The organism is Mesorhizobium sp. M8A.F.Ca.ET.208.01.1.1 (assembly GCF_004791315.1).
Taxonomy (GTDB): domain Bacteria; phylum Pseudomonadota; class Alphaproteobacteria; order Rhizobiales; family Rhizobiaceae; genus Mesorhizobium.
The window spans coordinates 748,714-775,710 of sequence record NZ_SRUT01000001.1; the positions used below are offsets into that span (position 1 = coordinate 748,714).

General features: G+C 63.7%; 25 protein-coding genes and 1 riboswitch. Of the genes, 12 read left to right on the top strand and 13 right to left on the bottom strand.

The features are described 5' to 3' along the window. Position 1 precedes the first annotated feature (1 nt). Together EN851_RS03725 and EN851_RS03730 are read right to left on the bottom strand one after the other, a co-directional pair. The gene (locus tag EN851_RS03725) at positions 2–883 is read right to left on the bottom strand and encodes a CoA ester lyase (RefSeq protein ID WP_127872725.1); all 882 of its coding nucleotides are present in this window, start codon (positions 881–883) and stop codon (positions 2–4) included. Further along, positions 883–1,335: a MaoC family dehydratase gene (locus EN851_RS03730; RefSeq protein ID WP_056572267.1), complete on the bottom strand. Its 453-nt coding sequence runs from the start codon at positions 1,333–1,335 to the stop codon at positions 883–885. Before EN851_RS03730 ends, EN851_RS03725 begins: the two co-directional genes overlap by 1 nt. A 151-nt stretch (positions 1,336–1,486) precedes the next feature. On the opposite strand from EN851_RS03730, the gene EN851_RS03735 reads away from it, so the two are divergent. Next, a complete protein-coding gene (locus tag EN851_RS03735) occupies positions 1,487–2,611 on the top strand; it encodes a DUF2336 domain-containing protein (protein WP_135928606.1) in 1,125 nt (374 codons plus the stop codon). On the opposite strand, the gene EN851_RS03740 is transcribed toward EN851_RS03735, so the two are convergent. After that, the gene (locus EN851_RS03740; RefSeq protein ID WP_135928607.1) at positions 2,608–4,677 is read right to left on the bottom strand and encodes an FUSC family protein; all 2,070 of its coding nucleotides are present in this window, start codon (positions 4,675–4,677) and stop codon (positions 2,608–2,610) included. The two genes, EN851_RS03735 and EN851_RS03740, sit on opposite strands and share 4 nt — an antisense overlap. 44 nt (positions 4,678–4,721) lie before the next feature. Then, positions 4,722–6,779, bottom strand: a complete 2,058-nt coding sequence (gene parE / locus EN851_RS03745; protein WP_127872620.1) for a DNA topoisomerase IV subunit B — start codon at positions 6,777–6,779, stop codon at positions 4,722–4,724. A gap of 259 nt (positions 6,780–7,038) precedes the next feature. On the opposite strand from parE, the gene cpaB reads away from it, so the two are divergent. The 10 genes from cpaB to EN851_RS03795 all read left to right on the top strand — a co-directional run bounded on the left by cpaB (position 7,039) and on the right by EN851_RS03795 (position 17,176). Further along, the gene (cpaB, locus tag EN851_RS03750) at positions 7,039–7,944 is read left to right on the top strand and encodes a Flp pilus assembly protein CpaB (protein ID WP_127872724.1); all 906 of its coding nucleotides are present in this window, start codon (positions 7,039–7,041) and stop codon (positions 7,942–7,944) included. Between the two features lie 90 nt (positions 7,945–8,034). Continuing rightward, complete coding sequence (locus EN851_RS03755) at positions 8,035–9,420, top strand: type II and III secretion system protein family protein (protein WP_245512062.1); 1,386 nt, start codon at positions 8,035–8,037, stop codon at positions 9,418–9,420. Positions 9,421–9,424: 4 nt separating this feature from the next. Continuing rightward, complete coding sequence (locus EN851_RS03760; RefSeq protein ID WP_127280814.1) at positions 9,425–9,694, top strand: hypothetical protein; 270 nt, start codon at positions 9,425–9,427, stop codon at positions 9,692–9,694. Between the two features lie 33 nt (positions 9,695–9,727). After that, positions 9,728–10,936 carry a response regulator/pilus assembly protein gene (locus EN851_RS03765; protein WP_135928608.1) on the top strand — a complete coding sequence of 403 codons (1,209 nt, stop codon included), beginning with the start codon at positions 9,728–9,730 and terminating at the stop codon, positions 10,934–10,936. Next, complete coding sequence (locus EN851_RS03770; RefSeq protein ID WP_127872618.1) at positions 10,933–12,354, top strand: CpaF family protein; 1,422 nt, start codon at positions 10,933–10,935, stop codon at positions 12,352–12,354. Before EN851_RS03765 ends, EN851_RS03770 begins: the two co-directional genes overlap by 4 nt. A gap of 5 nt (positions 12,355–12,359) precedes the next feature. Beyond that, positions 12,360–13,325, top strand: coding sequence for a type II secretion system F family protein (locus EN851_RS03775; protein ID WP_135928609.1), 966 nt, complete (start codon positions 12,360–12,362; stop codon positions 13,323–13,325). Between the two features lies 1 nt (position 13,326). Beyond that, positions 13,327–14,289, top strand: coding sequence for a type II secretion system F family protein (locus tag EN851_RS03780; RefSeq protein WP_127279841.1), 963 nt, complete (start codon positions 13,327–13,329; stop codon positions 14,287–14,289). A 76-nt stretch (positions 14,290–14,365) separates the two neighbouring features. Next, positions 14,366–15,199 carry a hypothetical protein gene (locus EN851_RS03785; RefSeq protein ID WP_189521761.1) on the top strand — a complete coding sequence of 278 codons (834 nt, stop codon included), beginning with the start codon at positions 14,366–14,368 and terminating at the stop codon, positions 15,197–15,199. A 154-nt stretch (positions 15,200–15,353) separates the two neighbouring features. Further along, positions 15,354–15,827, top strand: a complete 474-nt coding sequence (locus tag EN851_RS03790; RefSeq protein ID WP_135928610.1) for a hypothetical protein — start codon at positions 15,354–15,356, stop codon at positions 15,825–15,827. A gap of 173 nt (positions 15,828–16,000) precedes the next feature. Further along, positions 16,001–17,176, top strand: coding sequence for a GGDEF domain-containing protein (locus EN851_RS03795; protein WP_135928611.1), 1,176 nt, complete (start codon positions 16,001–16,003; stop codon positions 17,174–17,176). On the opposite strand, the gene gcvP is transcribed toward EN851_RS03795, so the two are convergent. From gcvP to gcvT, 3 genes are read right to left on the bottom strand one after another with little or no spacing between them, the layout of a single operon-like run. Next, positions 17,177–19,987 (bottom strand): aminomethyl-transferring glycine dehydrogenase, encoded by a 2,811-nt coding sequence (gcvP, locus tag EN851_RS03800; protein WP_135928612.1) that lies wholly within the window; start codon positions 19,985–19,987, stop codon positions 17,177–17,179. It abuts the gene before it with no gap. A gap of 18 nt (positions 19,988–20,005) precedes the next feature. Beyond that, positions 20,006–20,374 carry a glycine cleavage system protein GcvH gene (gcvH, locus tag EN851_RS03805; RefSeq protein ID WP_135915790.1) on the bottom strand — a complete coding sequence of 123 codons (369 nt, stop codon included), beginning with the start codon at positions 20,372–20,374 and terminating at the stop codon, positions 20,006–20,008. A 5-nt stretch (positions 20,375–20,379) separates the two neighbouring features. Further along, on the bottom strand, positions 20,380–21,477 hold the full coding sequence (gene gcvT, locus EN851_RS03810) for a glycine cleavage system aminomethyltransferase GcvT (protein WP_127277661.1): 1,098 nt from the start codon (positions 21,475–21,477) through the stop codon (positions 20,380–20,382). Positions 21,478–21,626: 149 nt separating this feature from the next. Next, positions 21,627–21,713, bottom strand: a riboswitch (glycine riboswitch). 249 nt (positions 21,714–21,962) lie between these two features. Between gcvT and EN851_RS03815 the strand changes: the two genes are divergently transcribed. Then, a complete protein-coding gene (locus EN851_RS03815) occupies positions 21,963–22,964 on the top strand; it encodes a hypothetical protein (protein WP_135880509.1) in 1,002 nt (333 codons plus the stop codon). Here the strand turns inward: EN851_RS03815 and EN851_RS03820 are convergent. From EN851_RS03820 to gfa, 6 genes are all read right to left on the bottom strand, one after another. Beyond that, complete coding sequence (locus tag EN851_RS03820; protein WP_189521809.1) at positions 22,961–23,398, bottom strand: GNAT family N-acetyltransferase; 438 nt, start codon at positions 23,396–23,398, stop codon at positions 22,961–22,963. The two genes, EN851_RS03815 and EN851_RS03820, sit on opposite strands and share 4 nt — an antisense overlap. After that, the gene (locus EN851_RS03825; RefSeq protein ID WP_127872613.1) at positions 23,398–24,189 is read right to left on the bottom strand and encodes a molybdopterin-binding protein; all 792 of its coding nucleotides are present in this window, start codon (positions 24,187–24,189) and stop codon (positions 23,398–23,400) included. The genes EN851_RS03820 and EN851_RS03825 overlap by 1 nt, the downstream gene beginning before the upstream one ends. Before the next feature lies 1 nt (position 24,190). Next, the gene (locus EN851_RS03830) at positions 24,191–25,072 is read right to left on the bottom strand and encodes a cytochrome b/b6 domain-containing protein (RefSeq protein WP_135928613.1); all 882 of its coding nucleotides are present in this window, start codon (positions 25,070–25,072) and stop codon (positions 24,191–24,193) included. 97 nt (positions 25,073–25,169) lie between these two features. Then, a complete protein-coding gene (locus EN851_RS03835; protein ID WP_135928614.1) occupies positions 25,170–25,847 on the bottom strand; it encodes a DUF1345 domain-containing protein in 678 nt (225 codons plus the stop codon). A 30-nt stretch (positions 25,848–25,877) separates the two neighbouring features. Beyond that, positions 25,878–26,345 carry a YaiI/YqxD family protein gene (locus tag EN851_RS03840; RefSeq protein WP_135928615.1) on the bottom strand — a complete coding sequence of 156 codons (468 nt, stop codon included), beginning with the start codon at positions 26,343–26,345 and terminating at the stop codon, positions 25,878–25,880. 65 nt (positions 26,346–26,410) lie between these two features. Further along, positions 26,411–26,980 carry an S-(hydroxymethyl)glutathione synthase gene (gene gfa / locus EN851_RS03845; protein ID WP_135928616.1) on the bottom strand — a complete coding sequence of 190 codons (570 nt, stop codon included), beginning with the start codon at positions 26,978–26,980 and terminating at the stop codon, positions 26,411–26,413. Positions 26,981–26,997: the final 17 nt, after the last annotated feature.

The window sequence follows — 26,997 nt, forward strand, 5'->3', positions numbered from 1 at the left end:
GTCAGATGTGTATACCGGCCGCCCTTGCGCGCGCCAGTAGGCGTTCGGCCAGCCGCAGATGCGGGCGGTCGAACATCTTGCCGTCGATGCCGACGACGCCGGGATTTCCCGCTGCCTCGAACGCCGCAACGATGGCCGCCGACTGTTTCACCGCCGCGGCCGAGGGCGTGAAGGCGGTGTTGATGACGGGCACCTGATCCGGGTGGATCGCCATCTTGCCGGTGAAGCCGTCGCGTTCGGCCTCGGTGCATTCCACGGCGAAGGCCGCCATGTCGCGAAAATTCGGAAACACGGTGTCGATCGCGGCGACCTCCGCGGCCCCGGCCGCGAGGATGGTTGTCAGGCGGGCGTGACGGAAGAGGTCGGTGTAGTGGCCGCGCTCGTCGCGGGCCGCACGCGCGCCGACCGCGGCCGACAGGTCTTCCGCGCCCCAGGTCAGGCCGGCAAGCCGCACGCTTGCGCCGGCATAGGTCGCGGCCGCCAGCAGGCCCGCCGGAGTTTCGGTGATGATCGGCAGGATTTTTATCGAACCGTCGGGCAGATCGTTCTCGGCCTCGCGAACCCTGAGCTTGGCTGCGAGCTGCTGCATATCCTGGCCGCTGTTCGATTTTGGCAGCATGATGCCGTCCGGCCTTGCCGGAACGAGCTTGGCAAGATCATCGTCCGTCAGCCCGGTCGAGAGGTCATTGACCCTGACATAGATCGCCGGGTTGGTTTGCCCCCTGCGTTCGAGGATGAAGCGCGCCGCTATCTCGCGCGCCTGCGCCTTGTTCCGCGGCGCCACGGAATCCTCGAGATCGACGATGACCACGTCGGCGCCGGCGCCGAATCCCTTTTCCAGCTTCCGCTCGGAATCGCCGGGAACGAACAGCAGCGAGCGCATCAGGCCGCCTTCTTCAGCATCATCGCTTGCCTGGTGCATTTGGCGACCAGATCGCCATGCTGGTTGTAGGCGCGGTGCTCGAATTCGACGATGCCGCGGTCGGGCTTCGACTTGGACTCGCGCACCGAGACGACAGATGTCTCGACACGGATGGTGTCGCCATGGAAGACCGGATGCGGAAACACGGTTTCCTTCATGCCGAGATTGGCGACCGTGGTGCCGACCGTGATGTCGTTGACCGAGATGCCGATCATCAGGCCGAGCGTGAACAGCGAGTTGACCAGCGGCTTGCCCCATTCGCTCTTGGCGGCGAAATCGAAGTCGATATGCAGCGGCTGCGGGTTCAGCGTCATCACCGAAAACAGCATGTTGTCGCTCTCGGTGACGGTCTTGCGCAGCGTGTGCTGGAAGACATGGCCGACAACAAACTCCTCGAGATATAGCCCGGCCATTTCCGTCTCCTGCGCTGTCTGACGGTTGATAGGCGCTGCATCCAGCGCTCGCAAGCCAGTTAATGAACATGGTGAACCGTTCGTAAACCATTTCTGCCTACCGTCCTCACGGGGCCGGAAACCTTCCGGCTAGGGGCGTAAGCAGACGGGCATGGTTGTTGTTTCGCATTTTCTGAAATGGATCTACACGGCCAGGGTGTCGGAGCGCGCCGCCGCGGCCAATGCGCTGGCCCGGGCCTATGTCAATTCCGAATTGCCGTTCGAGGACCGCTGCGCCGCCGAAGCGGCGCTGACGCTGCTGCTCGACGACGCCTCGTCGAAGGTGCGCCTGGCGATGGCGGAAGCGCTCTCGATGAGCCACCACGCGCCGCTGCAGATCATAAGCGTGCTTGCCGCCGACCAGCCGGAAGTCGCCGGTGTCGTGCTGGCGCGCTCGCCACTGCTCACCGACGCCGATCTGATCAACCGCGTGGCGGCGAGCCAGAAGGCAACGCAGAAACTGATCGCCGATCGGCCGCTCGTCTCGATGGCGCTGTCGGCGGCCATCGCCGAGATCGGCGAGGCGGAGGCCTGCGCCGTGCTTCTCGCCAACACCGGTGCCGCCATCGCTTCGATGAGTTTCCGCCGCATGGCGGAGCGCCATGGGCATCTGCCTTTGGTGCGCGAGGCGCTGATATCGGATATCAGGCTGCCCGCCGACTGCCGGCACATGCTGCTCATCAAGCTTGGCGAGACATTGAAGACATCGCCGCTGGTCATGGCGTTGATGGGAGCCGCGCGTGCAGAACGCGTCATGCGGGAGGCCTGCGTCAAGGCCTCGGTGACGCTGATCGAAGGCACGCGCCAGGAAGAGCATGCGGCGTTGATCGAGCATCTCAGGCTGCGTGGCGATCTGACCGCGAGCTTCCTGATCCGCACTATCGCGCACGGCAAGGTCGATTTCTTCGGCTCGGCGCTGGTCGCGCTCAGCCAGCAGTCCGAGCCACGGGTGAGGGCGCTGCTGGCCGGCGGGCACGACGTGGTCCTGCAGGCGCTGTTCCGCAGTGCCGGCCTGGCTGCCGCCACGCATGCGGTCATCCTGCGCGCCCTGAAGATCTGGCGTGAGGTTGCCAACGGCAAGCGCGTCGCCGGCGTTCAGGAGGTCAGCTGGCTGATGCTCAAGGAATTGGGTGGGCAATCCGCCGAAGGCGATCTTGCCGCTCTGGTCAAGTCGATCCACCTTGACGCCCTGCGCGAGAATGCGCGGGGGCACGCACTGGCGATCGCCGCAGCCTAGGTTTTATCCCTCGCGAAGAAATCCGGGAAATCCTCCATCGCCGCGGCGATGATGCGCAGAGACGCCGCGATCTGCAGCATGTCGCCGGTGGCGTTTCGCTGGGCGATGCCCGCCGCATACTGCCGGGCGACGGCGACGGTCGCTGTTTGCGGATCGCCAGGGGCACGGAAAAGCAGCTCGCGCGCCAGTCCCCTCAGGAAGTTGGTGATTGAAAGCGCCGTTTCCGATGGGATGGCGTGGTTTTGGCTGGCACTGCGCAGCCGCAGGATTTCCAGGCCGACCGTGACCGAGGCGACCCCGCCGCCCAGCACAGCCTCGCCCTTCCCGCCGGAATTCTGCACCAACGGCATCAACTGGTTGACCCGGTCATAAGCGAGGCTCTCGAAAGCCGAACGTCTCGGCACGCGCTCATGCAGGCAAAGCCGCGCCAGATCCTCGCGCATGGCCCGCACGATGCGGTCGGCCGCGAGCCACGGATCCGCCGGCAACACGACGATGAAGACGCCGATCGCCAGCAGGATGCCGACCAGGATCGATGCCGAGCCGGCGAAGAAGGGGCCGGGATCATAGGTCATCGCCTGATGCGGGCTGAGGAAAGCCAGGAAATTGATGGCGAAGGCCGTCGCCACGCCGACATAGCGCGGATTGGCCATGGCGAGTGCCGCCGGCACCATGATGGGCACCACGAACAGCATGAACCACCCGAAGCCGGGCAGGGCGGGAAGCGCGATCTGGCCGACGAGAAAGGCGAACGGCAAAGCGAGCAGCGTTCCCTTGAAGAAACCCCATGATACCTGCACGGGATCGGGGCGAGCGGCAAACAGGCTCGACACGACGGCAACCAGGATGACGGTGCCGGCCGCCTCCGACCACTTCGTCGTCAGCCAGAAAGCCGCGACCAACAGCGTGGCAACGGCCGCGCGGATGGCGTTGCGTGCGGCACCGGGATAGTCGCGATGCACCACCAGGGCCGGCTGCTGGCTGCCAGGACCTGGTCGGCGGGTCACCGGCGCGCGCAGCGCGTCCAGGCCACGAAGCACCTGTTTCAGCGCCTCGGCGAAATCGGCCGCTATGGTGAGGCGGGTGATGGTTCCGACCCTGTCCTCACCCTGATCGACCGAGGCATCGGGCATTTGCCGGGCCTTGGTTGAGATCGCGTCGAGCCGCGCCAACCAGGGCGAGGTATCGTCCAGCGCTCCCGGCTTGGTTGCCAGTTCGCCTACAAGGGCTTGCAGCTCCGAGCGCACCGGGATGAGGGCCGCGTTTTTCGGAGCGGCATGCGAATAGAGCGCGCGCGCCGCCGAAAGAGCCGAGAGCAGTTGTCCGATCGTGCGTCGCACCGGATGCGCGCGCGGTGCGAAACTCGGCGCTTCGAGCCTGGCATAGGCGCGCATCTCGCCAAGCGTCTGGGTGTCGGCGACAAGCTTCCGGTGCAGGCCGATCAGCGTTGCCCGATCCCCGCCGGAAAACGCTCCGCCGGCGTAAGTGGCGAGGTCGAGAATGCAGCGTTTCAGCCGCGAGATGATGGCGTCGCTGGCCAGTTTGGGCAGGATCAGCCGGCTGGTGAGGCCGGCGCAGACGATGCCGAGCACGATCTCGGCACAACGCGCGACCGCTAGGTCAACGACCAGATGCGGTTGCCCGAAAGCGGGCAGGCCGATGATCATGGCGGTGTAGCCGGCAAGGGCGGCGCCATAGGCTTCGGGATTGCGCAGCAGCGACGAGACGAAGGTGCAGATGCCTATCCAGACGGCAAGCACCGTCACCAGAATCCAGGGGCCGGTGCCGAACGCCGTGGTGATGCCGATTGCCGCGACACCCCCGGCAAGCGTGCCGAGCAGCCGGTAGAAGCCTTTCGCCAGCACCATGCCGGCAACCGGCTGGGCGACGATGAACACCGTCATCATCGCCCATTGCGGATGGTCGAGCTTCAGCGCATAGGCGGCGAGAAGCGCGATCATGCCAGCCGAAACGGTGCGCAGGGCAAAGATCCAGTCCGATCGCGTCGGTTGCGTCAGGCCGGCCAGGCTCGTCTCGAAATAGGTTTTCAGCCGCGCCCAGGTCACATGCCGGTCTCCATGTCAGGGACGCAAGCTAAACTCGCCAGCGGCTAGATATCCAGCACTTCCGTCTCGGCGAATTCGGCGCGTTCCTGGATGAAGCGGAAGCGGGCTTCGGGCTTGGTGCCCATCAGTGCATCGACCGCATCCTTGGTCGCCGCCTCGGCGTCGATCACGTCGACCCTGAGCAGCGTGCGCTTCCTGGGGTCCATGGTGGTCTCCTTGAGCTGCGAGGCCATCATTTCGCCCAGGCCCTTGAAGCGGCCGAGCTCGACCTTGCCGCGCCCGGTGAATTCGGTGCGCAGAAGCTCGTCCTTGTGGGCGTCGTCGCGGGCATAGGCGACCTTGCCGCCTTGCCTGATCGAGTAAAGCGGCGGCACCGCCAGATAGAGATGGCCGCCGCGTACCAGCGCCGGCATCTCCTGGTAGAAAAAGGTGATCAGCAGCGAAGCAATGTGGGCGCCGTCGACATCGGCGTCGGTCATGATGATCACGCGGTCGTAGCGCAAATCCTCGTCGCGATACTTTGACCGCGTGCCGCAGCCAAGCGCCTGGATCAGGTCCGATATCTGCTGGTTGGCGGCCAGCTTGTCATTGCCGGCGCTGGCGACGTTGAGGATTTTTCCGCGCAGCGGCAAGACGGCCTGGCTGGCACGGTCGCGCGCTTGCTTGGCGGAGCCGCCGGCGGAATCGCCTTCGACGATGAAGAGTTCGGCACCTGCCGCCGCGTTCTGCGTGCAGTCGGCGAGCTTGCCCGGCAAGCGCAGCTTGCGCACCGCACTCTTGCGCGACACCTCTTTTTCCTGGCGGCGGCGCACCCGTTCGTCAGCGCGCGCGATCACCCAGTCGAGCAGTTTCGAGGCTTCTTGCGGATTGTCTGCCAGCCAATGGTCGAACGGGTCGCGTATCGCGGTCTCGACGATGCGTATCGCTTCGATCGTCGCCAGCCTGTCCTTGGTCTGGCCGACGAATTCCGGCTCGCGGATGAACACCGACAGCATGCCGGCGGCCGAGATCATGACGTCTTCCGACGTGACGATCGAGGCGCGCTTGTTGCCGACGAGGTCGGCATAGGCCCGCAGGCCGCGCGTCAGGACATTGCGGAAGCCGGCCTCGTGCGTGCCGCCTTCACCGGTCGGAATGGTGTTGCAGTAGGAATTGATGAAGCCGTCGCCGCCGAACCAGGTCACCGCCCACTCGAGCGAACCATGGCCGCCTTGCCTGTCGCTCTTGCCGGCGAAGATTTCGCGCGTCACCTGGAATTCGTCGCCTAGCGACGCTTTCAGATAATCCTTGAGGCCGCCGGGAAAATGGAATTCCGCCTTGGCCGGCGTCTGATCCTTTTCCTTGATGAGGGAAGGATCGCAGGTCCAGCGGATTTCGACGCCGCCGAATAGATAGGCCTTGGAGCGCGTCATGCGGTAGAGCCGTGCCGGCTCGAAGGCCGCACCCTTGCCGAAGATCTGCTCGTCGGGATGGAAACGCGTCCTGGTGCCGCGGCGGTTGTGCACCTCGCCGAGGTGCTCCAGACCGCTTACCGGAATGCCGCGTGAAAACCGTTGGCGATAAAGCTGGCGGCCGCGCGCGACTTCGACCTCGAGATGGTCCGACAGGGCGTTGACGACGGAAACGCCGACGCCGTGCAGGCCACCGGAGGTCTCGTAGACCTTGGAATCGAACTTGCCGCCCGAATGCAGCGTCGTCATGATCACTTCGAGCGCCGGCTTCTTGAATTTCGGATGCGGATCGACCGGGATGCCGCGGCCATTGTCGGTGACGGTGAGATAGCCGTCGGCCGAAAGCTCGACATCGATGAAGGTGGCGTGGCCGGCAACCGCTTCGTCCATCGAATTGTCGATGACCTCGGCGAACAAATGGTGCATCGCCTTGTCGTCGGTACCGCCGATATACATGCCAGGCCGGCGGCGCACCGGCTCCAGGCCTTCGAGCACCTCGATGTCGGCGGCGCTGTAACCCTCGCTGCCATCCTTGGCCGCGGCCGGGCGCCTGGCGGCCGCTTGCACCAGCGGATCCGCTGGGCGCGCCGGCGCGCGAACCGGCTGCGGCTGCTTGTCGATGTTGCCGAAGAGATCGTTGTTGTCGTCCATGCCAACCATAAGGGTCCGGTGCTGCGAATCACCCGTCGATACTGCCACGCTTTTCGGCGCCAAGCGACGGAGGTTCCTGTTACGTTCGGGGATTTAACCCCTCTTACCCTAAAACCATTCGATAACCAAGCGGGCGGAAATAGGTCGAATGCCACCGCACAAGATTCCTGATTCTTTAACAATGCCGACTAGCGTGAGCCCAACATAACAAGAAACTGCGGGCGTCAGGGGTTTAGGTGTGAGGGGCAAGGCCATAACGATGATCGGCATCGCCGCCGTTTTCGGCGCGATCTCGATCTTTGCCGCGGATTTCTGGGTCAAGAGCCAGGCCCAGGCCGATGCCCAGGAAAAGACGGCCTCGATCGCCGCTCCGGCCTCACCCAGGATCGAATTCAAGACGATCGTGGTGGCGACCGCGCCATTGCGTTATGGCATGGAGCTCGATCGCACCAAACTCAGCGAAATCCCGTGGCCGCAGGATTCCCTGCCGCAGGGCGCCTTTGCGACCATCGACGGGTTGCTCGGCGAAGGTGGCCGGGTCGTGCTGTCGCCGATCGAGGTCAACGAGCCGGTGCTGCTCACCAAGCTGTCCGGACCGAACGGCCGCGCGACGCTGTCCAATATGCTGACGCCCGGAATGCGGGCGGTCACCATCCGCACCGACGAGATCGCCGGCGTCGGCGGCTTCGTCACGCCGGGCGACCGGGTCGATGTCGTGCTGACCCGCGATGCCGGCGAAATCCAGGAAGTCGCCAAGAACGCGCAAGGCGCGGCCGGTTCGACCATCACCTCGGAAATCGTCGTTGCCGACGCCAAGGTGCTGAGCGTCGGGCAGGGCGCCGACGAGCGCCAGACGACGCCGCAGGTGGCCAATTCCGTGACCATCGAGGTGACGAGCGACGGCGCGCAGAAAGTGGCGCTGGCCCGCACCGTCGGCACGCTGTCGCTTTCGCTGCGCTCCGCCAGCGAAGGCGGCGACGGCAAGAACGGCGTCACCACCATCTCTTCCTTCGGCGGATCTGTGGCTTCCAAGGCCCAGGCGGCGGCCGGCTCCCTGTTCGATGCCGTCGCAAAGGAGCCGGAGAAGCCGAAGTTCAAGACGGTCATCGTGACACGCGGCACGCAGGCCGAGGAATACAAGGTTCCTTCGCGGGATCAGAAGTAAAGACCGGTGGGGACCGGGCGGGACGGGATAATGGCGATGCATACCCTATATCGAATGACGGATCGGTTGCGTTTGGTGCGCGCCTTGGCGATGGCGGCTTCACTGGCCGCGAGCGGCATGCTCGCCTTCGTCGGCGCGGCCAACGCGGACAACGACATCGTCCATGTCTCGTCGACCAGGAATGCGTCGATCAAGGTCGCCAAGGGCAAGCCCAAGACGATCATGACGAGCGCGGCCTTCTACCAGATCGTCATCGGCGATCCGGAGATCGCCAACGTCAATCCGCTGACCGACAAATCCTTCTATGTGCTGGGCAACAATCTCGGCACCACCGGCATTGCGCTGTTCGACGAGAACAAGCAGCTCGTCGGCACCATCGACATCGAAGTGACGCTCGACACCGACCAATTGGCGAGCACCATCCGCGCCAGCGTGCCGGACGCCAAGATCAAGGTCGGCTCGGCCAATGGCCGCGTGGTGCTTTCGGGCGAGGCGGATGACGCGGTCGCCGCCGAAAAGGCAAACAAGATCGCCACCCGCTTCTCCGGCAACGAGGAGGTGATCAATTCGGTCAATATCTCCTCGTCGCAGCAGGTCCAGCTCAATGTCCGCTTCGTCGAGATCAATCGCCAGGCCGGGCAGGATCTGGGCGCGAAATACAGCGCCAATTTCGCTTACGGCTTCGGCGGTCGCGACGTCTCGATCAATCCAGGCCCGGTCCCGGCGGCCGGCACCGGCGAGATCATCGGCCGGCTGCTGTCCAATGGCGTCTCGATCGATATCGCCATCAAGGCGCTGGAGGAGCGCGGCCTTGCCCGAAGGTTGGCCGAACCGAACCTGATTGCTCGCTCCGGCGAAACGGCGAGCTTTCTCGCCGGCGGCGAATTTCCCATCCCGGTTTCCGAAGACAATGGCAATATCTCCGTCAGCTACAAGAACTACGGCGTCAGCCTGGACTTTACGCCGACCGTGCTGAAGGACGGATTGGTCAGCCTCGACATCGCGCCGGAAGTCTCCTCGATCGATGCGTCGGCATCGTACAATATCGGCAACATTTCGGTGCCGGGGTTCATCGTGCGCCGCGCCAAGACTTCGGTCGACCTGAAGAACGGCCAGAGCTTCATGATCGCCGGGCTGCTGCAGTCCCAGAACGACATCATCACGTCTCGCATACCCGGTCTCGGCAAGATGCCGGTGCTGGGGTCGCTGTTCTCGTCGAAATCCTATCAGCGGCGCGAGACCGACCTGGTCATCATCGTCACGCCCTATCTGGTCAAGCCGGTCGATCCGTCGAAGAAAATGGCTGAGCCGACCGATGGCACGCAGCCCGCCAGCAATGTCGACTATTTCCTCAACAACACCGAGGAAGTGAAGGCGCCGGACACCAACCGTGCGCTGGCGCTGGCTGACGGCAGCGCTGCGCGGGGCGCTTCCGCGACCAAAGTCGGCCATTTCCTCGACCTGCCGAAGGACTGAAGCCATGCGTCTGGTCCTGAGATCGAGCATCGCACTGCTTCTTGCCGGTTTGGCAAGCGGCTGTACCAGCGACGACTATGTGCGCAGCGAAGGCGTGACGACAGCCGCCGGTGAGGCGCAGGCCGCCAACACCGTCATGCAGATGGTTGACCCGTGGAAGTACGGCGTCCAGAACACGAGGCTTCTCGTGCCTGCCAAGCGTGGCGATGCCGGGGCCGCCACGCCCGACCAGGCGGCCGGTGCCAAGGCAGCGCAAACGACCACCGGCAACTGATCCAGACGGCGATCGACCTCACAGGCGGCGAGAATGGCAAACAGCACCAAGAAGATCCTGCTCGTATCGACAGACCGGACCTTCGCGCAGGACACGAAGACGGCCTTTGCCGCCTCCGAGATCATCCAGCTCATGACGGTCGAGAAGAACGTCACCGAACTGCGCGGCGAGGTTCAGGAGGCCGAGTTCGGCGTCGTTATCGTCGACATGGATGCGGCGAAGCTGGAAGAAATCGAGTCACTGCAACGTGTGATGCGCCGGCTCGAGGGCAAGGCACCGGTGGTCGTGGTCACGCAGGAGTTCAACGCCGCCGCTGTCCGCATCCTGGTCCAACTCAAGGTCGCCGACTTGCTGGTCAAGCCGATCACCACGGCCGACCTCGTGCGTTCGGTCGTGCGAGCGTTGCAGGGACCCGGCCGCGAGGAAAACACCGAGTCGCAAATCTACACCTTCATGCCCGCCGCCGGCGGCGTCGGCACCACGACACTGGCGCTGCAGACCGCGTTCCAGCTGCATCATTCGGTGACGCGCGGCGCCTCGACCTGTGTGGTCGACCTCAATTTCCAGCAAGGTGCCTGCGCCGAATATCTCGATCTGGAGCCGCGTTTCGACATCACCGAAATCGAGAACCAACCCGAGCGCCTCGACCGGCAGCTGCTCGATGTGATGCTGTCCAAGCACGCCAGCGGACTTTGCGTGCTGGCGGCGCCGACCCATCCGGCCGAAATGCGCTCGTTCAAGACCGATGTCGTGGTGCGCATGCTGGACCTCGTCTCGGCCTATTTCGACAATGTCGTCATCGACATGCCGCGCACCTGGTTTCCGTGGACGGAAACGGTGCTGCTCGGTTCCAACAAGCTCTACATCGTTGCTGAAATGACGGTGCCGTGCCTGCGCCATACGCAGCGGCTGATCCAGGCCGTCTATGAGACCGCCGGCAAGGAAGTGAAGCCGAACGTGATCGTCAACCGTTTCGAGCAGAAGATGTTCGACAACGGCATCAAGCAGGCGGATGTCCAGGAAATCCTTGGCGAGCATTTTGTCGGCGGCATCGCCAACAACTACCGGCTGGTGCGCGAGGCGGTCGACCGCGGCGTGCCGCTGCACGAGATCGATCCCAACGCCAATGTCGTCAACGACCTGAAGAAGATCATCCTTCCGGAAGAGTCGGTGGCGACCGCGAGCAAGTCGAAGTCGCTATTCGGTTTCGGCAGGGGCCTGTTGAAAAGGAAAGCTGGATGACCAGCCGTTTTTCCACCCTGCAGAATCGCGACGCCCGCCCGCAGCGACCGGCGGAATCGACACCGGTCGCGCATCATGCCGTCGTTATCCCGACCAGCCGAAAGGCTTTGCCGGCGAAACCGGAAGCGGCACCGGCAAAGAATGCCAACAAGGTGCTCGATGCCCGGGTGCGCATCCATCGGATGCTGCTCGAGGAGATCAACCTCGTCGCGCTGGAGCGCTTGCCCAAGGACGAGATGCGCCGGCAAGTGCATGATTTCGTATCGGAAAAAACCCGCCAGGAGCGGATGGCGATCAATACCGCCGAACTCGACGCGCTGGTCGACGATATCGTCGACGAGATGGTCGGCCTCGGCCCGCTCGAGCCGTTGCTCAAGGACCCCGACATCAACGATATCCTGATCAACGGCCACCAGAACTGTTTCGTCGAAAAGAAAGGCAAGCTGCAGCAGGTCCACATCCCGTTCAAGGACGAGGCGCATCTGCTCAGAATCGTCAACAAGATCGTGGCGGCCGTCGGCCGCCGCGTCGACGAATCGCAGCCGATGGTCGACGCACGCATGCTGGACGGCTCGCGCTTCAACGCAGCCATCCGCCCGGTGGCCGTCGACGGTCCGCTGGTTTCGATCCGCAAGTTCTCCAAGAACAAGCTTGGCCTGCACAGGCTGGTCGAATTCGGCGCCATCACCCAAAACATGGCCGAAGTGCTGGCCGCGGCCGTGCATGCCCGCAAGACGACGATCATTTCGGGCGGCACCGGCACAGGCAAGACGACGATGCTCAACGCGCTGTCGGCCTTCATTCCGGAAGACGAGCGGCTGATCACCATCGAGGACGCGGCGGAGCTTCAATTGCAGCAGCCCCACGTCGCGCGCATGGAAACGCGCCCGGCCAACATCGAAGGCCATGGCGAGCTCAAACAGCGCGACCTGGTCAAGAACGCGCTGCGCATGCGTCCAGACCGCGTCATCCTCGGCGAGTGCCGCGGCGAGGAGGCATTCGACATGCTTCAGGCGATGAACACCGGCCATGAAGGGTCGATGGCGACCATCCATGCCAACACGCCGCGCGATGCCATTTCACGCCTCGAGCAGATGCTGGGCATGACCGGCATGCCGATGACGGTGCAGTCGATCCGCAGCCAGATCGCCAGCGCCATCGACATCATCGTCCAATTGACCCGGCTTTCCGACGGCAAGCGCAAGGTGACGAGCGTCGCCGAGGTGACCGGCATGGAGGGTGATGTCATCCAGATGCAGGAAATCTTCCGCTTCGTGCGCACCGGCATGGATGCCGACGGCAGCATTCTCGGCTACTTCGAGGCAACCGGGATCCGGCCGCGCTTCCTCGAGGACCTGCGCGCCATGGGCATCGACTTTCCGGGACGCTATTTCGAACCCGGCCGGCCGCAGGAGTAGCCGGGGTGTTCGACGGGTTCAGCGCGATCTATGTCGTCTATGCCGGGGCCGCACTGACCGGCATCCTGGTCGCCGAGGCGGTCTACCTGCTCTATGCCGGCCGCAGCGACAAGCGCACCGCCATCAACCGGCGCATGAAACTTCAGGAAAACAAGATCAGCCAGGAGCAGGTGCTGATCCAACTGCGCAAGGAGCGCGGTCTCGACGCGGGAACGTCGCTGTTCTCGCCGGACCGGTTCCGTGCCTTGCGCACGCAGTCGGGCATGGTGATGCCGCTGTCGAAATTCCTGACGATCACCTGCGGCGTGGCGATGGCCATGACGCTGTTCGCCATCTCGCGCGGCTTGCCGTTGTTGATGGGGCTCATTCTGTTCGTCATGCTGGTGCCGCTGCTGCCGGTCATGGCGATGCGCTCCATGCGCAAGCGCCGGCTGAAACGTTTCGGCATGCAGTTGCCGGAGGCGCTGGAACTGATCACGCGGGGCCTCAAGGCCGGTCATCCGGTTCCGGTGGCGATTGCCATGGTGTCGCGCGAGATGCCCGATCCGATCGGTACGGAATTCGGCGTCATTGCCGACGAAGTCACCTATGGTTCCGACCTGGTCTCGGCGCTGAACTCGCTTTTCGACCGGGTAGGCCACGAGGACCTGCCGTTGTTCGTCACCGCCGTGTCGATCCAGACCAGTTCGGGCGGCAATCTGCGCGAAATCCTCGATGGGTTGTCGACGACGATCCGCGAACGCGGCAAGCTGCGCCGCAAGGTGCGCGCGATTTCGACCGAAGGCCGCCTGTCGGCCTACATTTTGACTGCCGTGCCGGCGCTGCTGTTCACCGCCATCATGGCCATGATGCCGGGATATTACAGCGACGTCTGGGGCGTGCCGAAGACGTGGTACATGATCGGCGGCTCGGTTACCTGGCTGATGCTGGGCAATCTGATCATGTTCAAGATGTCGAACTTCAGGTTCTGACATGCAGAGCGTCATCGAATTCCTCGCCTCGCTCGCGCCGGCCTCGCTGATGCCGGTTGCGGTCCTCTTGCTGCTCGTCGGAGTCGCCGCGGTCGCCTGGCCGATGGTGGCGGCGAAGGGTGACCGCAATGAAGTCAAGCGCCGGCTCAAGGTCGACCACGGTCCGGTGGCGGCCAAGCCCGAACCGGTGCAGAAGAAGAATAGCGGCGTCGTGCGCGAGAAGGCGGTGAAGAGGGCGCAGGAATTCTACGCCAAGAGCGACCCGGAAAATGTCGCCCGCCTGCGTTTGAAGCTCATCCAGGCCGGTTACATGGAGCCGCGCGCCGTCGGCATGTTCTTCCTCATCCGGTTCACGGCAATGATCGGCACGACGTTCGCCGTCTTCGTGCTCAACCGGTGGATGGCCAGCCCGGACGCTACCATGACCAGTCGGTGGACCTTCATCATCCTGTCGGGCGCTGCCGGCTATTTCTTGCCGGGTCTGGTGCTGACCCAGAAGGTTCGGGAAAAGATGCGCGAATACCGCAACGGCTTCCCCGATTTCATGGACCTGATGATCGTCTGCTCCGATGCCGGCATGAGCATGGAAGCGGGCGTCGAGCGCGTTTCGAAAGAACTCGCCAAGACCTATCCGTCGCTCAGCCAGAATTTGCAGCTCGTGTCGCTGGAGCTTCGGGCGGGACGCAGCCTCGACGACGCGCTGAAGGCGCTCGCCGATCGCCTCAGCCTGGACGAGGTGCGCTCCTTCGCCACGCTCCTGCAGCAGTCGAAGGAACTCGGCACCAGCCTGTCGGGCGCGCTCAGGGTGTTTTCAGATGAAATGCGCCACAAGCGCATGTCGCTGGCCGAGGAGAAGGCGCACGCCTTGCCGGCAAAGATGTCCGTGCCGGTCGTGGTCTGCATCCTGCCGGTGGTGCTGATGATCGCCGTCATTCCCATCATCGTCAAAATGACGGGTCACTAAAGCGCGCCGGTCGCGACCGATTCGCGCGACATGCACGCAATCGGGACCTGTAACGTCCGTAATCAGCGAGAAGTCCATGCGAATACTGTTGCCCACTCTGTTGCTGGGCCTCGCCGCGGCGGGCTTGTCACCCGCCCAGGCCGCGGCTGGCGATTGCGGCGATGCCGCCGCGTTGGTGCAGCAGGCCTATCCGAAGGCTCTCAAGAGCGCCGATGGTGCCTCATTCACGCTCGAGCCCCACACCAGCATCGCCTTGGCGCCTCAGGACAGCGATTCGCCATTCCGCCTGATCTGCAAGATCTGGCCCGCCCATGACGATCTGCTGCTGGTCGCGGTGCCGCTGACCGACAGCGCCCAATCCAGGGACGACGGGCATGTTGGCGATATCGAGCTTCTGGTCGTCGACAGGAACAGCAAGCAAGTGCGCCAGCGCTTGCTCCAGCCCGGGCTGGTAACCGACGATGCCATCGCTATCCGCAAGATCGAATTCGATACCGGCCGCTATGGGTTGGCGCCCGGTGTCACCGCCTTTGGCCTGCGTATCGAGATGGCCAATCATTCGCAGGCCGATCCCTTCAGCGAAACCGACCTGCGGCTCTATGCCGTCGCCGGCGATGCACTGCGCATGGTGCTCGATGGCCTTGTCGTTGCCGGTAATGGTGGCGAAGGCGATACCAATTGCGCGGGATCCTTTCATTCCAGTCGGGTCAGCCTGACGATGGGCGCGGCGAGACATCACGGCTATCGTGACATCACCGCGGTCGAGCGGACGGATACCGACGAGCCGTCCCCCGACACGGATGGCGAGTGCCAGTCTCATCCCGGCAAACCTGTGAACCGAACCTACCGGCTGCGCTATGACGGCAGCCGTTATCCGGTTCCGGGCGAGCTCAGGGCCATGGAGCCGTAAGAACCCTGCGGTATCGAGGGCGTCGCGACCCGTGGTTAATGGCCGGTATTCGGGACACTAAAAGTTAGCCGCATTTCGGCACCGAAGCTTAATCGCTGTGCTGTAGTGTCTTTCCCTGAAGAACGACCCGGCAAATCGGGCGACGGGGCAGGGCATGCGTCAGATAAAATTTGCGGCGGTGGCCACGATGGCAACCGCCCTGATGATCACCGGGTGCACGACGAACACCAACGTCGACACGACCAAGACAACCGCCATCCAGCCGACTGCCAAGGATGTCGACACATCCGACCTGGCGGAAGGCAAGGCGCAGTTTCGCGACGCCAATTATGGTCTTGCCGAACAGCATTTCCGCAAGGCCGTCGAATTGAAGGCCGACAATGCGGAGGCCTGGATGGGGCTTGCGGCTTCCTATGACGAACTCGGCCGCTTCGACTTCGCCGACCGCGCTTATGGCCAGCTTTTGAAAGTCGCCGGCCGCAAACCGCGGATCGTCAACAATATGGGCTATTCGCAATTGTTGCGCGGCAACAAGACGAAGGCCAGGGCACTGCTGCTGGAGGCGAAGGCCGGCATGGCCGATCCCACCGTTGTCGACGCCAACCTCGCCTTGCTCAACAAGGGCTGATGCCGGTTGATCCGCGCGCCGGCCAGGGGTGCGGTTTCGGCACAGGTGGCATCGACGCTTTGTAAACCCTATCCGCAGGTTGGGTCGAGAGATTGCCTGAAAACCATGTCCGAGGGCTGCCGCTGACCTAGAATGCGGCGCAACCGCCGACGCTCGAGAGGCCCCCGCCCGATATGCTGGATTTCAGTTCGCTCCTGCTCGCAGCCGCGCTGTCGGGCATCTGTCTCAGTGTCACCATGTTCGCGATCTGGGCCACCGCGCCGCGGGCCGGATTCGTGCTGACGGTGGCATGCGGCATTCTCGTGCTCGTCGCGCATGTAATCCTGTTTTGGCGCTATACCAGGGAGCCCGATCCGCTGCTTTGCCAGATCGCGCTGGCGCTGCTCAGCCTGGGTTTTCTGATCATCTGCATTTCGGCCATGCAATATCTCGGTGTGCCGGACCACAGGCGTGTGATTGCTCCGACATTTGCCGCCATGGCCGTCTGTGCGGCCGTGACCTTCACGGGCCTTGACGGTATCGGTTTCGTGATCACCTACGCGACGGTTACCGTGCTGCTCTCGACGATCGGGGCCATGTTCTGGATCAATGGCAGTCACGATCGCCGCATCCTGCTGGTGGTTTCGTTCCTGAGCGGCACCTGTGCGTTGTCGTTTGCCCTTTGCGGCGTGGTTCTGATGGCCAAAGGGCAGTGGACGCTCGGTGTCGCGCCCGACAATTGGGCCGAACGCCTAAACTCTGTCGTGGCGGTGGCCTGTATGACCGGCCTCGGCGCGTTGACGCTTTCGCTCCATCATTTGCAGGCGCAGATCGAGCTGAAGGCCGAGACCATGACCGATCCGTTGACCGGGCTGATGAACCGCCGGGGCCTGACGTCGCTTTATGGCGAGCGCACCTTCGGCCCGTTCATGGCGATCGTCATGTTCGATCTCGATCACTTCAAACGGACGAACGACATCTATGGACACCCGGTCGGGGATCAGGTCCTGTGCCGTTTCGGTGCCGTCATCCGGAAATATGCCAGGACCGGGGTCGACGCCTTTCGCCTGGGCGGCGAGGAGTTCGCGATCGTCATGTCGCGGATGACGGAAGAGCGGGCCTATGATCTTGCCAGCAAGATCGGTGTCGCTTTCGGCACGGAAGTCGTGCCCACGCCGCTCGGCCCCTTGCGCAGCACGGTCAGCGGCGGGATCGGGTTCGGCGAGGCCGACGGCAGCACCCTCGACGAGGTGCTGGCCAGGGCCGACTCCACGCTCTACGCGGCCAAGCGCGCCGGCCGAAACTGCGTCATCAGCCACAATAGGATGGGCAAGGCCGAACCGATCAAGCCGGCCTTGCGCTCCGCGTAGCTATTCCGCAGCACCCAGATAATCCGACAGCGGCGGGCAGGAGCAGACCAGGTTGCGGTCGCCGGCGACATTGTCGATGCGCGATACCGGCGGCCAGTACTTTGCGGCGGTGTCGGCGTCGCCGGCGGGATAGGCCGCTTCCAGGCGCGAGTAAGGGTGGGTCCATTGACCGGCCAGCGCCTCGGCTGACGTATGCGGTGCGTTGACCAGCGGATTGTCGGCCAAGGGCCATTCGCCTTTGGCCACTTTCGCCGCTTCGCCGGCTATGGCGATCATGGCCTCGCAGAAACGGTCGAGTTCGCGCTTGGGCTCGGACTCGGTCGGCTCGACCATCAGCGTGCCGGCGACCGGGAACGACATGGTCGGCGCGTGGAAACCATAGTCGATCAGGCGCTTGGCGATGTCCTCGACACTGATGCCGGCGCTCTCCTTGAGCACGCGGGTGTCGAGGATGCATTCATGGGCGACACGATCGCTCCTGCCCTTGTAAAGCAGCGGGAAGTGCGGGGCGAGCCGCGTCGCCACGTAGTTGGCCGAGACGATCGCCGTCTCGGTCGCCTGCTTGAGGCCGGAAGCGCCCATCATGCGGATGTACATCCAGGTGATCGGCAGGATGGAAGCGCTGCCGAACGGGGCGGCCGCCACGGCATGCGCCGAGCCTTCGCTGACATGGCCGGGCAGATAGGGCTTCAGATGCGCCCTGACGCCGATCGGACCGACGCCCGGTCCGCCGCCGCCATGCGGGATGCAGAAGGTCTTGTGCAGGTTCATGTGGCAGACGTCGGCGCCGATGTCGCCGGGACGGGCAAGTCCGACCAGCGCGTTGAGGTTGGCGCCGTCGAAATAGACCTGGCCGCCATGCTCATGGATGAGCGCGCAGAGATGGCGCGCGCCTTCTTCGTAGACGCCATGCGTGGAGGGGTAGGTGAACATCAGCGCCGCGAGATTCCTGGAATGCTCATTGGCCTTGGCGCGCATATCGTCCATGTCGATGTTGCCGTCTTCCAGGCAGCGAACGACGACGACGCTCATGCCAGCCATCGCGGCACTCGCCGGATTGGTGCCATGCGCGGAAGAGGGGATCAGACAGACGGTGCGATGACCCTCACCGCGCGAGCGGTGATAGGCGCGGATGGCCAGCAGCCCGGCATATTCGCCCTGGCTGCCGGCATTGGGCTGCAAGGTCACGGCGTCGAAGCCGGTGATCTCCGCCAGCCAGCCTTCCAACTCGCCGATCATGGCGCGGTAGCCGGCCGAATGCGCTGCCGGCGCAAAGGGATGCAGGTTGGCGATTTCCGGCCAGCTCACCGGCATCATCTCCGCCGCGGCATTGAGCTTCATGGTGCAGGAGCCCAGCGGGATCATGGCGCGGTCGAGCGCCAGGTCCTTGTCGGCCAGCCGGCGCAGGAAGCGCATCATCTCGGTTTCCGACTTGTTCTCGTGGAAGACCGGCTGGGTCAAAAACTCCTTGCCGCGCGGCTTGCCGGGCACCGTGCTGTCGGCCGAAGAAGCAGCCTTGGCGTCGAACAGGGCTGCGATCGCCTCGAGATCGGCATTGGTCGAGGTTTCGTCGAAACTGATGCCGACATGGTCGGCGTCGAGCACACGCAGCAGCCGGTGGCTCTTTTCGGCGGCGGCGGCGATCTGGGCAGCCTTGCCTTTGGTCTCCACCGTCACCGTGTCGAAACGGCTGGAGCCGAGCACCGATACACCCGCAGCCTCGAGGCCGCTTGCCAGGCGGTTGGCCAGCGCGTGGATGCGCCCGGCGATCGCCTGCAAGCCGACCGGACCATGCCAGATCGCGTAGGCGGTCGCCATATTGGCAAGCAGCGCCTGCGCGGTGCAGATGTTGGAGGTCGCCTTGTCGCGGCGGATATGCTGTTCGCGCGTCTGCAAGGCGAGGCGGTAGCCCGGCCGGCCCTTGCTATCGGTCGACTGGCCGACCAGGCGACCGGGCATCAGGCGCGTCAGCTTGTCGGAGACGGCGCAATAGGCGGCGTGCGGGCCGCCAAAACCCATCGGCACGCCAAAGCGCTGCATCGGGCCGACCGCAATGTCGGCGCCGAGCTTTGCCGGCGCGTCGGTCAGCGTCAGGCCAAGCGGATCGGCGACGAAAACGACCAGCGCGCCGGCAGCGCGAGCCTTGGAGATCGCCGCCTTGTGGTCGCCATAGACGCCGAAGGTGTCAGGCCATGAGACGAGCAGGGCGGCGGTGTTGTCGTCGATCTCCTCGCCGTCAATCTCGATGCCGAGCGGCTCGGCGCGGGTGCGCACCACGTCCAGTGTCTGCGGATGCGGCGTGCCGGCGAGCGCCACCTTGGTGCGCCTGTCGCGATGGTGGCGCAGGGCAATGCCGACCGCTTCGGCGACTGCTGTTGCCTCGTCGAGCAACGAAGCCGATGCCACCGGCAGGCCGGTCAGTTCCGTGACCAGCGTCTGGAAGTTGAACAGCATTTCCAGCCGGCCCTGGCTGATCTCGGCCTGGTAAGGCGTGTAGGCGGTGTACCAGGCCGGATTCTCGAACAGATTGCGCTGGATGACCGGCGGCACGTGGACGCCGTGGTAACCGGCGCCGATGAAGCTCTTCAGCACTCTGTTCTTCGCCATGGTCGCGGACAATTCGGCAAGCGCTTCGGCTTCGCTGGCTGGCGCTGGCAGGTCCAGCGGCTGGTCGAGGCGGATCGATCTCGGCACGGCCTGACTGATCAGCGTCTCCACCGAGGGAACACCGATGACGGTGAGCATGGCTCTGACGTCGGCAAGGCCGGGTCCGATGTGGCGGGCCGAGAACGGGTAGGGGGCAGCGGTCATGTCAACAAGTTCCTGATGTCAGGCGATATGGGCTTTGTAGGCGGCCTCATCCATGAGGCTGGCGAGTTGGCTTTCGTTGGCGAGCTTCATCTTCCACAGCCAGCCGGCGCCGGTCGCCGCCGAATTGACCAGTGATGGGTCGGAAGACAGCGTGCCGTTGGCCTCGGTGACTTCACCGTCGACCGGCGCGTAGACGTCGGAGGCCGCCTTGACGGATTCGACCACGACGGCGGTATCGCCCTTGGCGAGCTTCTTTCCCGTTTCCGGCAGTTCCACGAAGACGAGGTCGCCGAGCTGCTCCTGCGCATAATCGGTGATGCCGACGGTAGCGGTGCCGCCTTCGACGCGGAGCCATTCGTGGTCTGATGTGAAATAGGTTGTTGCCATGGAATTCATCCTTTGCGGTAGCGATGAGGGGTGAAGGGCAGGGAACTGATTTCGACTGGGATCTTCGTGCCGCGCACATCGGCGAAAACTCGCGTTCCCGTCTTTGCCAACGATGTGGTGACATAGCCCATGGCCACCGGATGGCCGGCGGACGGGCCGAAGCCGCCCGAGGTGACATGGCCGACCGGGTTGCCGTCGGCGTCGAATAGCGCCGCGCCCGCGCGTACCGGCTGGCGGCCTTCGGGCTTCAACCCAACGCGCTTTTGCGCCGGGCCCCGCTCCACGGCGGCGCGCAAGGCGTCGGCACCGATAAAGGCGCCGGAAGCCCTGGTATCCCTTGGGATTGCCCACATCAGCGCCGCCGCGGCCGGGTCGGTCTCCGGCGTGATGTCCTGGCCGTGCAGGCAGAGGCCGGCTTCGAGCCGAAGGCTGTCGCGCGCGGCAAGGCCGATCCAGAGCACGCGCTCGTCCTCGAGCAGTTTGGCGACCAGGTCCCGTGCGTCCGCCTCCGGCAGGCCGATCTCGAAACCGTCCTCGCCGGTATAGCCCGACCGGCTCATGAACCAGTTTTTCCGTGGCTCGACGCCATGCATGAACAGCAGCGAGCCGGTCTCGATGCCTGCGCGGGAAAGGGCGGCCCAGGCTTCAGGGCCCTGGATGGCCAGGAAGACACGGTCGAGCGGCTCGACCTGCACATCGAAATCAGCCGCCAGCGCGCGCAGATGCTTTTCATCGGCGATGGCGTTGCCGGCGTTGGCGACGACCATGAAGCGGTCGTCGCCAAGTCGGGTGACGATCAGATCGTCGAGAATGCCGCCTGCCTCATTCAGGAAGAACGTCAGTTTGGACTGCGAAATCTCGAGCGTGCCGGCGTCCAGCGGGCAAGCGCGGCTCAACAGCGCAGCCGCTTCCGGCCCGCCGACCTCGAACAGCTTCATATGCGAGATGTCGAACAGCCCCACATGTTCGCGGGTGTGAAGATGCTCCTTCATGACGCCGGCCGGATAGGTCAACGGCATCGACCAGCCGGCAAAGGCGCCGAAGCGCGCACCGGCGGCTGTATGGATGTCTTCGAGGGGAAGGTGTTTGTCGTCGCCCGTCATGTCGTCTCCAGAGTCGCACGCAATCGGTCGCTGATGGCGACCAGTCCGTGCCCCTCTGTCTGAAGCCTGAGAGACTCGCGCAGCCGGAACTCTGTCAGCGGCGCTTACACCTTCGGCGCGGGGGCAAGCCCCGACTTTCCAGAGTGTCTTTCCCGTCTACGGTTCTTTTGCCTGAGAGATTTCGGGCGATTTCCCCTTCGGCGGCAGCTCTCGCTGCTCTCTCCCGCAAACAGGTAGGACTCAAACCCTGAGCCCTCGACGCGCCATCCATAGCCCGTCGGCGACACCTTGTCACCTCCCAGCGACATCTAAGCGCGTCCCGCGCTTTAGATCTTTGTTGATGCATGTCGTTCTCCCAAAACCGCTGCACACTTTTGGGCGACATTGATCTCACAAGTCTTCGCTAACCACGCCATTTGGCGGTTTTTCAAGACACTCTTGATATAGCAGGCCGATGTGACGCGTTGGGCGGACGGGGACGACAGATGGGCGAATTGATCATGAGCGCTCCGGTGGCGGGGCTGACGTCGAAGAACCGGATTGCTGCGGAGGATGTCGTGATGCTGCGCCGCGACGTGTTCGCAGACGGCGTGGTGACCCGGGGCGAAGCCGAGGCCTTGTTCGCGCTCGATCAGACGGCGCGAGACAAATGCGCGGAATGGGCACCGTTCTTCGTCGAGGCGGTCACCGACTACATCGTCCACCAGGAAAAGCCCTCGGGCTATATTTCGCAGGAAAATGCCGATTGGCTGGTCCGCACGATTTCGCGCGACGGCATGGTCGACAGCCGGACCGAACTCGAATTGCTGGTCCACGTGCTGGAAGAGGCGAAATCATCGCCGAGCCGGCTTTGCGTCTACGCGCTGGAGCAAGTCGCCCACGCGGTCGTCGACGGCAAGGGACCGCTGATGCTCGGCGGTGTGCTGGTGCCCGGACTGATCGCCAAAACGGAAGTCGAGCTTCTTCGCCGTATCCTCCATGCCCATGGTGGCGACGGCAACATCGCCATCACCCGGGCCGAGGCCGAGGTGCTGTTCAGGATCAACGAGCGGACAGCCCAGGCCAACAACGATCCGTCCTGGAACGATCTGTTCGTCAAGGCGATCGCCAATTTCGTCATGTGCTCGGCCGGTTACGAGGCGCCCACCCGCGAGGTGGCGCTGCGCCACGAAACCTTCCTCGATCACGCGGGTCCGGAAATCGGCGGTTTCTTCAGCCGCATGGTCTCCGGTGGTCTTGCCGGCATCATCGAGGCCTATCGGTCACCTGACGACATAGAGACCGAGTGGGAGGCGAAGAACAGGGCCACCGAGGCGCTGGCCCGACGCGCCGAGACGATCGATGCCGGTGAAGCCGGCTGGCTGGTCGGATATATCGGGGTCAACCGGCCTCTGTACGAGAATGAGCGTGCACTGCTGACCTTGATCAAGCATGCCTCGCCGGAAATCCATCCGGCGCTGAAGCCGTTGCTCGACAAGGTTGCCTAAGCCGCGCCGGCCGCCGCTACCGTTTTACAAAGGATGATGTTGGAATGGCCTTCGGGCCATCCCGCCAGTTCGGCCATGCGCTCGAAGCCGGCCTTTTCATACAGGGCTGGTGCCTGGAAGTCGTGGCTGGCGACCCAGATCTTCTTGACGCCGCGATCGGCCGCCTCGGCGACAAAAGCGTCGAGCAATTGCCTTGCGTAGCCGCGGCCTCGGTGAGCCTCGTCAATCCACGTCAATGTGAGCTCGCACGTGCCCGCCCAGGAATAGCCGGCGGCTACTCCGATCGCGTGTCCCGCATCATCACGGATGACAAAGGCCAGTTCCCGGTCGTCGTCGCGGTCCGTCATACGCCGGTTGTCGCGATGGAGACGCTCCTCGAGCGAACTCAACTCGATGGGCGACAGATCGTGCTCGACCTCTATGCGGACGGCCATCAAATCCCGCCGTACCAGTCGTAGCCGTTGTCCTCCCAATAGCCGCCGCGGCCGCCGCCAATATTGGCAAAGCCGTCGACCAGTTCGATCTTGTAGAGATATTTCGGCATCTTGTAGCCGAGCTGGCGCTCGACACGGACGCGCAGCGGCGCGCCGTTCTCGACCGGCAGCGGCTTGCCGTTCAGGCCATAGGCAAGGATCGTCTGGGGATGGCGGGCATCGATCAGGTCGATCGTCCCGTAATATTTGATGTCGCCCGACAGGCTGCGGTCGATCGTGTCGAGGCAGTGGAACATGACATAGCGCGCCTGCGGCTTGACCACCGCCTGGTCAAGAAGCAGCGACAGCGGCGTGCCCGTCCATTTGGCGATGCAGCTCCAGCCCTCGACGCAGTCATGGCGGGTGATTTGGGTGCGGCTCGGCATGTTCATGAGCTGCTCGCGGGTGAGCGACAGCGGCTTTTCGACGAGGCCCGACACCTCCAGGCGCCAATCGGCGAAGTTGTTGGCGAGCAGGGCCTTGTATGCGTCGTCATCCGGCGCGGTGACGCCGTTCGGCCGCATTGGCTGACGAATATCGGCTTCAGTGAATTCCGGCGCCAGCGAACTGCCGCCGCCCAGCAACCGTTGTGCCCTGTGGGTGAGGCCATTGGCGTTTTCGAGGAAACCGCGCAGGCCGCTGCCGATGCTGAGCTGGCTGTCGAAGGCGTCGCAACCCGACAGCATGATGCCGGAAGCGCCAAGGCTGGCGGCGGTGAGGAATTTCCGGCGGCTGATCTCGAATTTTGCCATGTCAGGCACTCCTCTCGGATGTGTTGTCGTCATGCGCGGGAGGATCGGTGCGGTACCAGCCGGTGATGATCGAACGCAGCTCATTGATCGGACCGGCGGCCAGAATCATCAGGATGTGAATGATGAAGAAGGCAACCAGCAGAGCCATGACGGTGAAATGAATAGTGCGTGCCGTCTGCCGCCCGCCGAGCAGATCGTTGAGGAAGGGCAGCACCGAATTCATGCTCGGCGACATGGCCAGGCCAGTGATGATCATCAGCGGCAAGAGCACGAACAGCACGCCGCCATAGGCCATTTTCTGCAATGTGTTGTATTCGCGCGTGTGGTGGAATTTGAGCCTGGCGTGATTGGCGATGTCCTGTGGCAAGCGTTTGAGGTCATCCAGGCGCGGCGCCAGATCGCGGCGGATGTGACCGTTGATCAGGCTGGCGACCAGCCAGACCAGCAAAGTCGTGGTCAGGATCCAGGCAAAGAAGAAATGGATCACGCGGGCTGTGCCGAGGTCATAATAGGAGGGGATCGTCGCCCAGGATGGGAAACCGCGCGCCGTCTCGTTACCGGCAGGGCCCGACCAACCGAAGACGCCTGTCGTGTCGAAGCGGTGCCCGAAGATTGCGGTGTAACCGCGCGGACCGGCATTGGTGTTTTCGGCGCCTATGGCGAAAATGGTGTTGCTGTAGTCGAAGCCGGATTGCTTGCCGATGTAGAGCTGCGGCCGGGCATTGAAAATCTGCAGGCCGGACAGCAGCATGAAAAACAATGAGATGGCCCAGAGCCAGTGTGTCAGCCGCGTCCAGCGCGACTGCCGGTAGATCAAGGTTTTCTCTTTTGAAGCGGGGACACCCGGTCCAATTTCGGATTGGCTTCTGGCAACCGATTCCATCTTGTCTGGTCTCCCGGCCCTGCGGCTTGGTCTACGTGTTCATTGTCCTCCTGATACGTCGCGATCCAAACCGATGTTTCATCCGATCACGGATTTATTACGGACCGCCCAGGCTGACGGCGAGATTGACGGCCGCGGCGACGATGACGGTGTTGAAGAAGAACGACAGGACCGAGTGGACAAGCACGACACAACGCATGTGCGTCGTCGAGATGTTTGTGTCGGCCGTCTGTGCCGTCATGCCGATGACGGTCGAGAAATAGAGGAAGTCCCAACCCTCGGGGCGTTTGTCGCCCGGGAACAGCAGGCCGCCGACCGGGATTTTCTTCTTGGTTTCGGCGTCGACCGCGTCGCCGTCCATCCAGTAGACATGGGCATAGTGGAGCGCCGCCATGGCATGGATGGTGAACCAGCCGAGCGGGATCGACAGCAGCGCGAAGCCGAGTTGGATCGGGTGATCCCCATCTTTCCGATTGATCAGCAGGAACAAGGAGACAACGGCAAAGGCGACGACAACGAGCGTCACCGCGAAGATGACCAGCACCGGCTGATCGGTGGCGCGTGCATTCTTGCTGAGATACTTGCCGGTGAGTTTGGGCATCTGGCTAACGACAAGAATGACGTACGCGGCGAAAAATGCGTTGGCGCCGATCGAATAGGCGAGCGGGGCGTGCAGCAGCAACGCCACAAGCAGCGCAAACGCACCGAGACACGCCGATACCGCAAACAGCATGTGGCGCTGCATGGGTTTCTCGATCGGGGTTTCGGCGGCCATGGCGGTCTCTACCTGGATGGCGCTTTGTTGCTAGTCCGGTGTGGCGGATTTCAGCGCGCGCCGCAAGATACGGTCGAGTTCGCCGAGGAACCGCGAGCGGTCCTGCGGCGCGAAGGCGGCATTGTAGCCCTTGCTTTCGCCGGTTTCGCGCAGATGCTGCTTGAGGTCCCGCATCGCTACCGCCATGCCGATCGTTTCCGGTGTGAAGGGCCGCCCGGTCGGTCCCAGCACATGCGCGCCGAGCGCCACCGTGCGGGCGGCAAGCGGAATGTCCGCCGTCACCACGATGTCGTTAGGCTTCGCGTTCTCGACGATCCAGTCGTCGGCGGCGTCGGCGCCCTTGGACACCACGACATTGCGGATCATGGGGTCGCGGGAGGGACGCAGCCCGCCATTGGAAACGTAAGTGACGATGACGCCATGGCGTCCGGCGACCTTTTCGACCTCGGCCTTGACCGGGCAGGCATCGGCGTCGACGTAGATGGCTGGTGCGGGCATTGTCTCTCCAGAAACAAGCAGGGGCCGGAAACGCATCCGGCCCCATACCTGAATTGTCACAGTTGTCAGGCGGGCAGCGCGCCGGACTTCTTCGCCGTCCAGGTGGCGATGTAATCCATCAGGCCCGGATTGAGGCAGTCATAAGGCTCCAGCCCGATTGTCTTCAGCCGGGCCCGGATGCCGTCCATCCGCTTCGGGTTGACGCCCGATTCGATGATCGACGAGACGAAGGCGGTGAAGCCCGGTGGCGACCAGCCATCCTCCTCGAAGCGCTCGGGATGGATGAAGGACAGGCCCTTGAATGGATGGTCGCGCTCGACCGGCCCGTGCATGTGGACGCCGCAGCCGGTGCAGGCATGGCGCTGGATCAAGGCCGAGGGGTCGACCACCTTGAGCTTGTCGCCGTTCTCGGTGACGGTGACGTCGCCGGTGCCGGCAACCGCCACCACCGAGAACACCGCGCCGTCAGGCTTCCAGCATTTGGTGCAGCCGCAAGCATGGTTGTGGGCGATCTGGCCCTTGACCTTCACCTTGACCGGCTTGCTGGTGCAGGCGCAGACCAGCGTGCCGCCGGCAAAGCTCGCGCTTTCCCTTGGCAGCCCATTGTCGATTTTCGGATGCAGTTTCTCCGCCATTCCATTTCCTCCCATGT

Coding starts and splice junctions, on each gene's coding strand:
- EN851_RS03725 (WP_127872725.1), bottom strand. CDS start 883: ATGCGCTCGCTGCTGTTCGTTCCCGGCGATTCCGAGCGGAAGCTGGAA.
- EN851_RS03730 (WP_056572267.1), bottom strand. CDS start 1,335: ATGGCCGGGCTATATCTCGAGGAGTTTGTTGTCGGCCATGTCTTCCAG.
- EN851_RS03735 (WP_135928606.1), top strand. CDS start 1,487: ATGGTTGTTGTTTCGCATTTTCTGAAATGGATCTACACGGCCAGGGTG.
- parE (WP_127872620.1), bottom strand. CDS start 6,779: ATGGACGACAACAACGATCTCTTCGGCAACATCGACAAGCAGCCGCAG.
- cpaB (WP_127872724.1), top strand. CDS start 7,039: ATGATCGGCATCGCCGCCGTTTTCGGCGCGATCTCGATCTTTGCCGCG.
- EN851_RS03755 (WP_245512062.1), top strand. CDS start 8,035: ATGGCGGCTTCACTGGCCGCGAGCGGCATGCTCGCCTTCGTCGGCGCG.
- EN851_RS03760 (WP_127280814.1), top strand. CDS start 9,425: ATGCGTCTGGTCCTGAGATCGAGCATCGCACTGCTTCTTGCCGGTTTG.
- EN851_RS03765 (WP_135928608.1), top strand. CDS start 9,728: ATGGCAAACAGCACCAAGAAGATCCTGCTCGTATCGACAGACCGGACC.
- EN851_RS03770 (WP_127872618.1), top strand. CDS start 10,933: ATGACCAGCCGTTTTTCCACCCTGCAGAATCGCGACGCCCGCCCGCAG.
- EN851_RS03780 (WP_127279841.1), top strand. CDS start 13,327: ATGCAGAGCGTCATCGAATTCCTCGCCTCGCTCGCGCCGGCCTCGCTG.
- EN851_RS03785 (WP_189521761.1), top strand. CDS start 14,366: ATGCGAATACTGTTGCCCACTCTGTTGCTGGGCCTCGCCGCGGCGGGC.
- EN851_RS03790 (WP_135928610.1), top strand. CDS start 15,354: ATGCGTCAGATAAAATTTGCGGCGGTGGCCACGATGGCAACCGCCCTG.
- EN851_RS03795 (WP_135928611.1), top strand. CDS start 16,001: ATGCTGGATTTCAGTTCGCTCCTGCTCGCAGCCGCGCTGTCGGGCATC.
- gcvP (WP_135928612.1), bottom strand. CDS start 19,987: ATGACCGCTGCCCCCTACCCGTTCTCGGCCCGCCACATCGGACCCGGC.
- gcvH (WP_135915790.1), bottom strand. CDS start 20,374: ATGGCAACAACCTATTTCACATCAGACCACGAATGGCTCCGCGTCGAA.
- gcvT (WP_127277661.1), bottom strand. CDS start 21,477: ATGACGGGCGACGACAAACACCTTCCCCTCGAAGACATCCATACAGCC.
- EN851_RS03815 (WP_135880509.1), top strand. CDS start 21,963: ATGGGCGAATTGATCATGAGCGCTCCGGTGGCGGGGCTGACGTCGAAG.
- EN851_RS03820 (WP_189521809.1), bottom strand. CDS start 23,398: ATGGCCGTCCGCATAGAGGTCGAGCACGATCTGTCGCCCATCGAGTTG.
- EN851_RS03825 (WP_127872613.1), bottom strand. CDS start 24,189: ATGGCAAAATTCGAGATCAGCCGCCGGAAATTCCTCACCGCCGCCAGC.
- EN851_RS03830 (WP_135928613.1), bottom strand. CDS start 25,072: ATGGAATCGGTTGCCAGAAGCCAATCCGAAATTGGACCGGGTGTCCCC.
- EN851_RS03835 (WP_135928614.1), bottom strand. CDS start 25,847: ATGGCCGCCGAAACCCCGATCGAGAAACCCATGCAGCGCCACATGCTG.
- EN851_RS03840 (WP_135928615.1), bottom strand. CDS start 26,345: ATGCCCGCACCAGCCATCTACGTCGACGCCGATGCCTGCCCGGTCAAG.
- gfa (WP_135928616.1), bottom strand. CDS start 26,980: ATGGCGGAGAAACTGCATCCGAAAATCGACAATGGGCTGCCAAGGGAA.